This window comes from Marinobacter sp. (assembly GCF_040882185.1).
In the GTDB taxonomy this organism is placed as follows: Bacteria; Pseudomonadota; Gammaproteobacteria; order Pseudomonadales; family Oleiphilaceae; genus Marinobacter.
Map to the genome: position 1 here is coordinate 102,045 of NZ_JBBEBW010000013.1, position 11,704 is coordinate 113,748.

The window sequence follows — 11,704 nt, forward strand, 5'->3', positions numbered from 1 at the left end:
TTAATACGACCGAATCGTAGGCTGCATGGTATCGACCGTCTTCGGCGTAAAGTTGACATCACGCTTACCTAATCGCTTTTCGAGCGGGAAGTAAACCGAATGCTTCAACCAGTTGTCATCATCGCGCTCCGTAAAGTCGTTACGGGCGTGGGCACCGCGACTTTCGCGGCGCTCCATGGCCGAGAATGCGGTGGCATAAGCGACCTCAAAAAGGTTCTCGAGCTCAAGCGCTTCAATGCGTGCGGTGTTGAACGCATTGCTTGTGTCCCCGATTTTGACGTTGCGTGCTCGCTCGCCAATGGAATCAAGCTTCTTGAGACCCTCGGCCATGCTCTCACCATCGCGGAAGACACCGAAATACAACTGCATACAGTTCTGAAGATCTTTACGCACCTGAGCGACACTTTCGCCCTCTGTCGCGCTGTTCAAGCGATTAAGACGAGCCATGGCCCGCTCTATGTCAGCTTCCGTCGCGGCAGTCGTTTCGAAGCCAGCACGTAAACGCTCTTCGATGTGCAGACCGGCCGCACGGCCGAAGACAATAAGGTCAAGCAGCGAGTTGCCACCCAGACGATTTGCGCCGTGTACGGACACACAGGCGGCTTCACCACAGGCAAACAGACCTTCTATAACCTGATCCTTGCCGCTCTCATCCTGGGTCAAAGCCTGGCCACCAACGGTTGTCGGAATGCCGCCCATCATATAATGGCAAGTTGGCACGACTGGCACAGGGTCTTTCACCGGGTCGATATGCGCGAAGGTTTTGGAAAGCTCACAAATACCCGGCAGACGAAGATTCAGCGTTTCTTCGCCCAGGTGATCAAGCTTCAGCAGAACGTGGTCCTTGTCCGGCCCACAACCACGACCTTCTAGTATCTCGATAACCATCGAACGAGCTACCACATCACGGCCGGCAAGGTCTTTTGCGTTGGGAGCGTAGCGTTCCATAAAACGCTCGCCCTCGGCGTTGATCAAGTAACCGCCCTCGCCCCGGCAGCCCTCTGTCACCAACGTACCTGCGCCATAGATACCGGTGGGGTGGAACTGCCACATTTCCATGTCCTGCACCGGGAAGCCAGCCCGAAGTGCCATGCCAATTCCGTCACCGGTGTTGATCAGTGCGTTGGTGGTTGAGGCATAGATGCGACCGGCACCACCAGTGGCCAAAACAGTTGCCTTCGCCTTGATGTAAGCCACTTCGCCAGTCTCGATTTCAATCGCCACTACCCCGACGACCTGATTCTCTTCATTCTTGACCAGATCGACGGCATACCATTCGTTCAGGAAAGTAGTGCCACCCTTGAGATTGGCCTGATAAAGCGTGTGAAGCAATGCGTGGCCGGTCCGGTCCGCTGCAGCGCAGGTTCTGGCTGCCTGGCCGCCCTTGCCATAATCTTTTGATTGACCGCCGAAAGGACGTTGATAAATTCGTCCCTGCTCCGTACGTGAAAAAGGAAGCCCCATATGCTCCATTTCAAACACGGCCTGAGGCCCCACCGAACACATATACTCAATGGCATCCTGGTCGCCGATGTAGTCGGAGCCCTTGACGGTGTCATACATATGCCAGCGCCAGTCGTCGTTTGGATCCGCACTGGCAATGGCACAAGTAATTCCGCCTTGCGCGGACACCGTATGAGAGCGCGTCGGGAACACCTTGGTAACGCAAGCTGTGTTAACGCCGGACTCGGTCAGCTGGAGCGCGGCGCGCATGCCCGCACCACCACCACCAATAACGATTGCGTCGTAAGAAATGGTCTTGATGTTAGCCATTAATCATTGCCCCCAAAGAATCTGTACACCCCAGACCACATAAACAAACATGGTCAAACCACATGCTGCCTGGACAAGAAATCTCGGCATTGCCGCTTTGATATAGTCAGTCGTGACAGTCCACAACCCTATCCATGCGTGTGCTCCGATAGAAATCAGGGCTAGCAGGCTAAAAATACGGAACCAGGTCTGTGCAAACAAACCATTCCAGGTCTCGTAAGTTACGTCCGTGAAAAACACAAAGCCCAGCAGGAAGAGTGTATACAAAGCCAATACGTAGGCCGAAACACGCTGCACCATCCAATCCTGTACACCGCTACGACCAAAATTCGTGGCACTGTTTACCATATCCAAACTCCCGACAAGATGATGAGCACAACTGAGATAATGATCGTTAACTTGGCTGCTAAGCGACCGCCCTCCAGTGTTTCACCAATCCCCATGTCCATAAGGAGATGTTTGATACCGGCGACAAGGTGATATAACAGCGCAGAGATAATGCCCCACACAATCAGCTTCGCAAAGAAGCCACTCAGAAGTTCACTCACACGCTCAAAGCCCGCTTCCCCGGACAGGGAAACATCAAGGCCATACAGCATGAACGCAACACCAACAAAAATGATGATGCCGCTGACGCGGTGCAGGATTGATGTAATAGCTGGCAGCGGAAAATGAAACTTGCTGAGATCGAGATTTACTGGTCGTTTGCTATTCACAGCGCTCTCACACTCTCTTTTTGGTCCGCAATTCCGACAGGGTCGGCAGCAGATAGTTGGTAAGTATTGTTCAACACACAGTATTCCCCAATGGGTGTTGACGCCAGGAGAGAACATTACCGTTAACGTCTTTGATAACGCGGCGGGATGACATGTCCCCGATTCCGGGCTACGGATTATAAGGAGTGGTCCCCGGAATTACAAACGCGCAACATGCGAAAAGCCCGCTATTTCAGCGACCGCAGACCGCTATTACGCTAATTGACAAAACCGATTTCGAGGTGCCGAAAACCCGTTGTCCAGCCAAGCTAATGGCCGTATCCTCATCAGTAACCCTGAGCTTTTATGGCTCTTTACATTGACAAAAAAAGCCAACTCCCTATATTTTGCGGCCAGCCTTAACAACAACCAGAGTGGAAAAGTAGCGGCTGCTTGCAACTCAGGCAGTGCCTTTTAAAAGCCACCTTCTTGAATTACCAATAGAATTTGCGGCTACAGGTACGTTAGCGCAATGCGGTATCCGTCCCATAGTGACGGAACGTGCGCAACCTGTGTAATAATACGCGCCATCTTGCGCCTCAAAAATGCTGAAAATAGGAGAGCCCCATGACCGACAGGAAAGCCACGCTTTCGGTGGGTGACAAATCGATTGAGCTGCCGGTTTATTCAGGCACGACCGGCCCCGACGTTATAGACGTCCGGGCTTTGGTTCAGGAAGGCGTTTTTACCTACGATCCCGGCTTCGTTTCGACAGCAGCCTGCGAATCAAAAATCACGTATATTGATGGCGCGAACGGCGTTCTCCTTCATCGGGGTTACCCTATCGAGCAGTTGGCAGAACACTCGGACTACCTTGAGGTCTGTTACCTCCTACTTCACGGCGAACTTCCTACTCCTGAAGAGAATCAGCTTTTCCGCGATACTGTCAAGAATCACACCATGATCCACGATCAGATGCGCAATTTCTTCAACGGCTTCCGCCGTGACGCGCACCCGATGGCGATCATGTGTGGCGTAGTGGGCGCCCTATCCGCCTTCTACCACGACCAGATGGATGTTACCGACATCCATCAGCGCGAAATCACTGCTCATCGCCTGGTCGCAAAAATGCCCACAATTGCAGCCTGGTGCTATAAATACGCCAGTGGTCAGCCCTTCATGTATCCGCGAAATGACTTGTCCTACGCTGAAAACTTCCTGTACATGATGTTTGGCACTCCTTGTGATGATTACAAGCCCAGCCCGGTGCTGGCAAAAGCCATGGATCGTATTTTTATTCTCCATGCCGATCATGAGCAGAACGCCTCAACTTCTACCGTGCGGCTGGCCGGTTCCACCGGAGCGAACCCCTTCGCCTGCATTGCATCGGGTATTGCAGCGCTTTGGGGCCCCGCCCACGGCGGCGCCAATGAAGCTGTCCTCGCTATGCTTGCCGAGATCGGCGATGAAGCGAACATCGAGAAGTTTGTCGCTAAAGCCAAGGATAAAGATGACCCATTCCGCCTCATGGGCTTCGGTCACCGGGTTTACAAAAACTTCGATCCACGGGCGAAAGTCATGCGACAAACCTGTCATGAAGTGCTTGCCGAGCTGGGCCTCGAGAATGACCCTATGCTCAGGATCGCTCAGCGGCTGGAGCAAATCGCTCTGGAAGACGACTATTTCATTGATCGCAAGCTCTACCCCAACGTCGATTTCTACTCCGGAATCATTCTGAAAGCTATGGGTATTCCGACGTCGATGTTCACGGTTATCTTCGCTTTGTCACGGACCATTGGCTGGTTTTCCCACTGGAACGAAATGGTTAGTGGTGATTACCGGATTGGCCGTCCTCGCCAGTTATATACCGGTGAGACCGCACGCGACTTCCCCAAGAAATAGAACCGGGACGACGCCAAAGGAAAGGCCGCTGACATCAGCGGCCTTTTTTGTTTAGGCTCTATCAGAAATAATGGTTAAAAGTACCCCACGGGTAATCTCCGCCAACAACAACGATCTGGAGTTTTCAATGAGCACAACCGTCACATTTCTCGGGTTAGGCGTTATGGGCTTTCCAATGGCTGGCCATTTAGCTAGCGCTGGCTTCGACGTCAGGGTTTTTAATCGGACCGCAGCAAAGTCCCAACAATGGACCGAACAATACAAAGGCACTGCGTATACCGATGTTGCGTCCGCAGTTGCGGGCGCCGACATTATTCTCACATGCGTCGGCGCTGACCCGGATTTAATCAGTCTCTACGAAGGGCCAGATGGCATCATCGCAAACGCAACTTCCGGTGCGGTCCTGGTAGATCACACTACGGCGTCAGCGGATGTCGCCGAGCATCTGGCAGCTAAAGCCGGGGAAGCCGGATTGGGGTTTGTCGACGCCCCGGTCTCCGGTGGCCAGCAAGGTGCCGAGAATGGCCAGTTAACGATTATGTGCGGCGGCAGTGATAGCGATTTTAGTCATGCCAAACCTGCGATGACTTGCTATGCCAAAGCACTCAATCTGATGGGCCCAGTCGGATCGGGTCAGAAGACCAAAATGGTCAACCAGATCGCTATTGCCGGATTGTTGCAGGGGCTGTCTGAAGCACTGCATTTCGCAGAACGTGCAGGACTTGATGCAGCGAAGGTGGTGGACGTTATATCCCAGGGCGCAGCTCAGTCCTGGCAGATGAACAATCGTGCCGGCACCATGCTTGCTGGCAAGTTTGACCACGGTTTTGCCGTCGACTGGATGCGCAAGGATCTTTCTATTTGTCTCAACGAGGCCGAAAGAAACGGCGCAGCACTCCCGGCAACGGCGTTAGTCGATCAATTTTACGGGGACGTGCAGGCCATGGGGGGTCGACGTTGGGACACATCATCGTTACTTGAACGGCTACGTCGCATTCGTCCCCAGTAAAGCCCTCTCACGACTTCAGCCCCGGTACACAGCGACGTACCGGGGCATACAGTTCTCAGGCATCCGCGGTCCATTTCCCTTTGCTGTAATAGGCCCGCCAACCGGTGGCCTTGCCATCCTTTTCACTCATCACATACTGTTCTTTGGTTTTTCGACTGTAGCGAATAATAGCCGGGTTGCCCTCGGGATCTTTTTCCGGGGCTTTCATCAAAAATCCATACTTCGGATCAATCTCGTCCTTATGGGGCTTGATCTCCTTTACCAGAGGAGCGCGGGTTTCGCGATTTTTGGGGAACTTACTCGCCGCCAAAAACAGCCCCGAGGCGCCGTCCCGCAATACGTAAATATCATCCACTTTTTCGCACTTCAGTTCCGGCATAGGGACCGGATCCATTTTCGGGGGCGCGGGCTCACCGCTTTTCAGCAACTTGCGGGTGTTTTTACATTCGTCATTGGTGCAACCAAAATATTTCCCAAACCGGCCTGTCTTGAGCTGCATCTCAGAGCCGCATTTGTCACATTCCAGGGTCGGCCCATCATAGCCTTTGATACGGAAAGTACCTTTTTCAACTTCATAGCCCGAGCAATCAGGGTTGTTGCCACATACATGAAGTTTGCGGGTCTCATCAACCAGGTAGCTGTCCATAGCCGTGCCGCATTTCGGGCATCTGCGTTTTTTACGCAGCAAGCGACTCTCACCTTCTCCTTCGACATCATCGTCGGCACTGACGACCTCATCGCCCGAGGTCAGGTTGATCGTGGTTTTACAGCGCTCTTTGGGAGGCAAGGAATAACCGGAGCAGCCCAGAAAGACACCGGTACTGGCGACCCTAATCTGCATCGGGCGGTGACAGGTCGGGCACGGAATGTCGGTCTCGGTGGGGGTGTTGCCCCGCATGCCGTCTTCATCCGTGCCACTGGCTTTCTCCAGTTGCTTACTGAAACGCTTGTAAAAACTGTTCAGTACATTCTTCCAGTCCACGTCACCGGAAGCAATTTCATCCAATTCTTCTTCTAACCGGGCCGTAAAGTCATAATCCATCAGGTTTGAGAATGACTCTGACAGCCTTTCGGTGACAATATCGCCCATTTTTTCAGAATAAAAACGACGATTTTGGAGTTTTACGTAACCCCGGTCCTGAATAGTCGAAATAATGGAAGCATAGGTGGACGGGCGCCCGATACCTTGCTTCTCGAGCTCCTTGACCAGACTGGCTTCCGTATAACGCGGGGATGGTTTGGTAAAGTGCTGGGTTGGGTCCAGCTTTTCCAGGGTCAGTGCCTGATTCATCTTTATATCAGGCAACGCAATATCTTCGTCTTTCTTGGCAGACTGTGGTGCCGCCTTGAGATGGCCATCAAATTTGATAATGCGGCCACGAGTACGAAGCTCGTAGTCACCTGCCGCTACGGCAATAGAAGTACTCAGGAATTCTGCATCCGCCATCTGGCACGCCATAAATTGACGCCAAATGAGGTCATAAAGCTTCTCAGCGTCTTTCTCCAGCCCGCTGATATCCGCCGGCCTGCGAGCCACGTCGGAAGGTCGAATGGCCTCGTGAGCCTCTTGAGCACCCTCCTTGCTTCCATATACCCTTGGTGCATCGGGAAGATAGCGTTTGCCAAATTGCTTCTCAATAAACTCACGACACGAGGCGACAGCATCCTGACTCAGATTGGTGGAGTCGGTCCGCATATAGGTGATATAGCCGGCCTCGTAAAGCCGTTGGGCCAGCATCATGGTCTTCTTGACGCTGAAGCCTAACCGGTTGCTGGCGGCCTGTTGCAATGTGGAGGTAATAAAGGGTGCGCCAGGCTTGGACCGAGTCGGTTTGTCCTCGCGTTTTGATACCTTGAACTGGCTTCCCTGGAGGCGTTCCACATGGGCCTTGCTCTCGGTCTCGCTAACCGGTCGGTAGGCCTTGTTGCCGTATCGGGTTACTTCGAAACGAACCGGCTGGGGGCTCGCTTCCGCCCCAAGGTCTGCATGTAACTGCCAGAATTCTTCCGGTATAAACGCCCGTATTTCACGCTCACGCTCAACAATCAGCTTGACCGCCACAGACTGGACGCGCCCGGCGGAAAGGCCACGTGCGAGTTTTGCCCAAAGTAGCGGGGAAACCATGTAGCCCACTACCCGATCCAGGAATCGCCGCGCCTGCTGGGCGTTGACTCGGTTGGTATCCAGAGTGCCGGGGTCTTTAAAAGCCTCGTTGATGGCACGCTTGGTGATTTCGTTGAAAACCACCCGCCGGTATTTTTCGGGCTCCCCGCCAATGGTCTCCTGAAGATGCCATGCGATGGCTTCCCCTTCCCTATCCAAATCCGTCGCCAGATAGATGTGATCAGCCGATTTCGCTAACCGGACCAGTTCATTAACCACCTTCTCTTTACCCGGCAAAATCTCATAGCGTGCCTGCCAGTTCTGGTCAGGGTCCACCCCCATGCGAGCAACCAGCTGCTCACGGGATTTGCGCTTTTTATAGGCAGCCTTTTCCTCCGGATCCATTTTCCGGGTTTGGGCTGCCAGTCGGGCCCTTTCTTTCGGATCAGTGGTGGAGCCACTGCCACTTACTGGCAGGTCACGAATATGCCCGACGCTGGATTTCACAATAAAATCGGAACCCAGGTACTTATTGATGGTCTTCGCTTTCGCTGGTGACTCGACTATGACGAGACTCTTACCCATAACGGAGATCGTATCCTTGGAGATGATCGGCCTAAAACCGACGAACCATAAACTTGCTGAAAATCAGACGGCTAGAAAAAAGTTTAGCAGCCACAGTATATAGGTGCTCTGTTTTACAGGGTCAAGATGAGCAAAACAACCCATTATTTAACGCAAACACGGCTTTTGTCCCGCGTTGTTTCAGGGCTCAGGACCGGTTTTCATAAAAAAAGCCCGGCGTTGCCGGGCTTTTTTAAGCTCTCTGACGAATCAGATTCGTTCCCATACTGTAGCAATACCCTGGCCAAGACCGATACACATGGTTGAAACTCCCAGTGTGCCGCCTTTGGCTTGCATCACATGCAGCAAGGTCGTGGAGATACGTGCCCCTGAGCAGCCCAGCGGATGTCCCAGCGCAATCGCGCCACCATTCAGGTTAACCTTTTCTTCCATCACGTTCAGCAGCTTCAGGTCCTTCAGCACCGGCAAAGATTGTCCGGCGAATGCTTCGTTGAGTTCCCAGAAGTCGATATCCTCAACTTTAAGGCCTGCTCGCTTGAGTGCCTTCTTGGTCGCGGGAACCGGACCATAGCCCATAATCGCCGGATCACAGCCAGCGACTGCCATGCTGCGAACCTTTGCAATCGGCTTAAGGCCGAGAGCCTGCGCTCGCTCAGCGGACATTAACACCATGGCAGCGGCACCGTCGGTAAGCTGAGACGAAGTGCCAGCGGTGACGGTTCCGTTTTTGGGATCAAAAGCCGGATTCAGCTTGCCTAATGACTCCACCGTTGTTTCCGGACGAATAGTTTCGTCGTTTTCAATCAACACTCGGAAGCCGTTTTCATCATGCCCCTCAATGGGGATGATTTCGTTCTTGAAACGTCCCTCAACCGTCGCTTCATGAGCCAGGCGGTGGGAACGTGCACCGAACTCATCCTGCTGCTGGCGATTAATGCCGTGCATTTTCGCCAGCATTTCAGCCGTCAGGCCCATCATGTTGGACGCTTTGGCAGTGTACTTGGAGGCCGCCGGGTTGTGATCGAATCCTTCGGTCATCGGTAAGTGACCCATGTGCTCAACGCCACCGATAACAAAGGTATCGCCGTTGTTGGTCATGATTGCCTGGGCCGCAGTATGAATCGCAGACATGGCAGAGCCACACAGACGGTTCACGGTTTGCGCCGCGGACTCATGGGGTATGCGCGTCAATAATGAAATCTGACGTGCGACGTTGAAGCCTTGTTCCTTGGTCTGGTTTACACACCCCCAGATCACATCTTCAACATCTTTCGGGTCGAGCTTCGGGTTGCGCTCAAACAGTGCTTCGATCAGCGTAGCCGACAGGGTTTCAGCGCGTACATTGCGGAAACACCCGTTTTTGGCACGACCCATCGGAGTCCGCACGCAATCGACGACGACAACGTCTCTCGGATTAAGGCTCATAGATCTTTCTCCGTTCGGAAATCTCGTTCAGGATCAGCCAAAGAACTTTTCGCCAGTCTTGGCCATTTCACGCAGTTTTTCGGTCGGATGATACAAAGGACCTAAAGCTGCAAACTTGTCTGCCAACTCGACGAATTCAGCCACGCCCATATCGTCGATGTAACGCAGTGCACCGCCACGGAACGGCGGGAAGCCGATACCAAAGATCAGACCCATGTCGGCATCTGCAGGTGCTTCCACGATGTTATCTTCCAGGCAGCGAACGGTTTCCAGGCAAAGCGGAATCATCATCCGCGCGATGATATCCTCATCGCTGAACTCGTTTTTGGACTGCACCACAGGCTTCAGCAGCTTATAGGTTTCCTCGTCAACAACCTTCTTCTGCTTACCTTTTTTATCCAGTTCGTACTTGTAGAAGCCCTTATCGTTCTTCTGGCCGTAACGGTTGTTATCAAACATTACGTCAATAGCCGTGGTGCCTTCATGCTTCATACGGTCCGGGAAACCTTCCGCCATGACGTCACCGGCGTGCTTACCCGTATCCATACCCACCACATCCAGCAGGTAAGCCGGACCCATGGGCCACCCGAATTTTTCCATCACCTTATCTACGTGTTGGAAATCCGCACCGTCACGAACCAGATTAACGAAACCACCGAAATACGGGAACAACACACGGTTGACCAGGAAGCCTGGGCAATCGTTAACCACAATCGGCGTCTTGCCCATAGCCTTGGCATAAGCCACGGTTGTTGCAATAGCGCGGTCGCTGGTCTTCTTGCCCCGAATAACTTCAACCAGCGGCATCATGGGCACCGGGTTGAAAAAATGCATACCACAAAAATTTTCAGGACGCTTGAGATTAGCGGCCAGCTTGTCAATTGAGATAGTTGAGGTGTTCGAGGTCAGGATAGTGTCATCACGAATCGCATCTTCCGTCTCACGCAGCACCGAATCCTTTACTTTCGGGTTCTCAACGACAGCTTCAACTACCAGGTCTACGTTCTTGAAATCTCCGTAGTTCAGGGTTGGAGTAATACTGTTAAGTACATCAGCCATCTGGGCAGGCGTCATTTTGCCCTTATCAACTCGCTTGGTCAGAAGCTTCTTGGCTTCCTTCAGGCCCAGGGTGATGCCGTCCTGATTGATATCCTTCATGATGATGGGCGTGCCTTTAAGTGCAGACTGGAACGCCACACCGCCACCCATGATCCCGGCTCCCAGTACGGCGGCCAGCTTCACATCGTTGGCTTCTTTTTCCCACGCCTTGGCCTTCTTTTTCAGCTCCTGATCGTTCAGGAACAGGCCCACCAGGCAGGCAGCAACATTGGTCTTCGCCATTTTGGCGAAACCTTTCGCCTCCACCTCGATTGCTTTGTCGCGAGTCAGACCAGCATGCTTTTGCATGACCTTGATGGCCTCTACCGGCGCCGGATAATTACGGCCTGCTTTACCCGCCACGAACGCTTTGGAAATCTCGAACGCCATCATGCTTTCCATGGCATTCAGTTTGATCTTGCCTTTCTTTTCGTCACGACGAGCGTGGTAGTCAAATTTACCTTCGTTGCACTCGTTGATGATGGCAACAGCGGCTTCTACCAGCTTGGCAGGTTCAACGACGGCATCGACCGCACCAACTTTCAGTGCGTCATCGGCACGGTTTTCAGTACCCCCACAGATCCACTCAACTGCGTAGTCAACACCCACCAGGCGCGACAAGCGGACTGTGCCACCGAAACCCGGGAAGATACCGAGCTTTACTTCCGGCAGACCGACTTTGGCTTTCGGAGCCATAACCCGGTAGTCCGTGGCCAGGCACATCTCAAAACCACCGCCCAACGCTATGCCGTTAATGGCGGTAACGGTCGGGAAAGGCAGGTCTTCAATGGCGCTGAACACTGCGTTGGCCTTCAGGTTATTGGCAACCAGGTCTTCTTCTGAGCCGGCGAAAAGCTCTGTGAATTCAGTAATATCGGCACCGACAATGAAGCTGTCCTTGGAGCTGGTAACCACAAGGCCTTTGAGACCCTTCTCCGTTTTAAGCTTCTCGGCTGCAGCGCCTAGCTCTTCGATAGTAAGGCGATTGAACTTGTTTACTGACTCGCCTTGCAAGTCGAAGTTCAGCTGTGCGATTCCGCCTTCGATCTTTTTAACCATGATGGCTTTACCTTCGTAAATCATCAACTGATCTCCAGTCTGTGTTGGGAACTG

The 11,704-nt window shown here is 53.0% G+C and carries 8 protein-coding genes; 2 read left to right on the forward strand and 6 right to left on the reverse strand.

The annotated features are described in order from the left end of the window. From sdhA to sdhC, 3 genes are read right to left on the reverse strand one after another with little or no spacing between them, the layout of a single operon-like run. The gene (gene sdhA, locus WEB64_RS08480; RefSeq protein ID WP_368057291.1) at nucleotides 1-1,773 is read right to left on the reverse strand and encodes a succinate dehydrogenase flavoprotein subunit; all 1,773 of its coding nucleotides are present in this window, start codon (nucleotides 1,771-1,773) and stop codon (nucleotides 1-3) included. 3 nt (nucleotides 1,774-1,776) lie between these two features. Next, the gene (sdhD, locus tag WEB64_RS08485; protein ID WP_368057289.1) at nucleotides 1,777-2,121 is read right to left on the reverse strand and encodes a succinate dehydrogenase, hydrophobic membrane anchor protein; all 345 of its coding nucleotides are present in this window, start codon (nucleotides 2,119-2,121) and stop codon (nucleotides 1,777-1,779) included. Further along, nucleotides 2,115-2,489: a succinate dehydrogenase, cytochrome b556 subunit gene (sdhC, locus tag WEB64_RS08490; protein WP_368057287.1), complete on the reverse strand. Its 375-nt coding sequence runs from the start codon at nucleotides 2,487-2,489 to the stop codon at nucleotides 2,115-2,117. Before sdhC ends, sdhD begins: the two co-directional genes overlap by 7 nt. A 606-nt stretch (nucleotides 2,490-3,095) precedes the next feature. Between sdhC and gltA the strand changes: the two genes are divergently transcribed. Further along, nucleotides 3,096-4,370 carry a citrate synthase gene (gene gltA, locus WEB64_RS08495; protein ID WP_368057285.1) on the forward strand — a complete coding sequence of 425 codons (1,275 nt, stop codon included), beginning with the start codon at nucleotides 3,096-3,098 and terminating at the stop codon, nucleotides 4,368-4,370. A 127-nt stretch (nucleotides 4,371-4,497) separates the two neighbouring features. Continuing rightward, on the forward strand, nucleotides 4,498-5,379 hold the full coding sequence (locus WEB64_RS08500) for an NAD(P)-dependent oxidoreductase (RefSeq protein WP_368057283.1): 882 nt from the start codon (nucleotides 4,498-4,500) through the stop codon (nucleotides 5,377-5,379). Nucleotides 5,380-5,434: 55 nt separating this feature from the next. On the opposite strand, the gene topA is transcribed toward WEB64_RS08500, so the two are convergent. The 3 genes from topA to fadB form a co-directional block, all read right to left on the reverse strand. Next, nucleotides 5,435-8,068 (reverse strand): type I DNA topoisomerase, encoded by a 2,634-nt coding sequence (gene topA / locus WEB64_RS08505; RefSeq protein WP_368057281.1) that lies wholly within the window; start codon nucleotides 8,066-8,068, stop codon nucleotides 5,435-5,437. A gap of 249 nt (nucleotides 8,069-8,317) precedes the next feature. Further along, on the reverse strand, nucleotides 8,318-9,493 hold the full coding sequence (gene fadA / locus WEB64_RS08510; RefSeq protein ID WP_368057279.1) for an acetyl-CoA C-acyltransferase FadA: 1,176 nt from the start codon (nucleotides 9,491-9,493) through the stop codon (nucleotides 8,318-8,320). 33 nt (nucleotides 9,494-9,526) lie between these two features. After that, nucleotides 9,527-11,674: a fatty acid oxidation complex subunit alpha FadB gene (fadB, locus tag WEB64_RS08515; protein WP_368057277.1), complete on the reverse strand. Its 2,148-nt coding sequence runs from the start codon at nucleotides 11,672-11,674 to the stop codon at nucleotides 9,527-9,529. Between the last annotated feature and the right edge of the window lie 30 nt (nucleotides 11,675-11,704).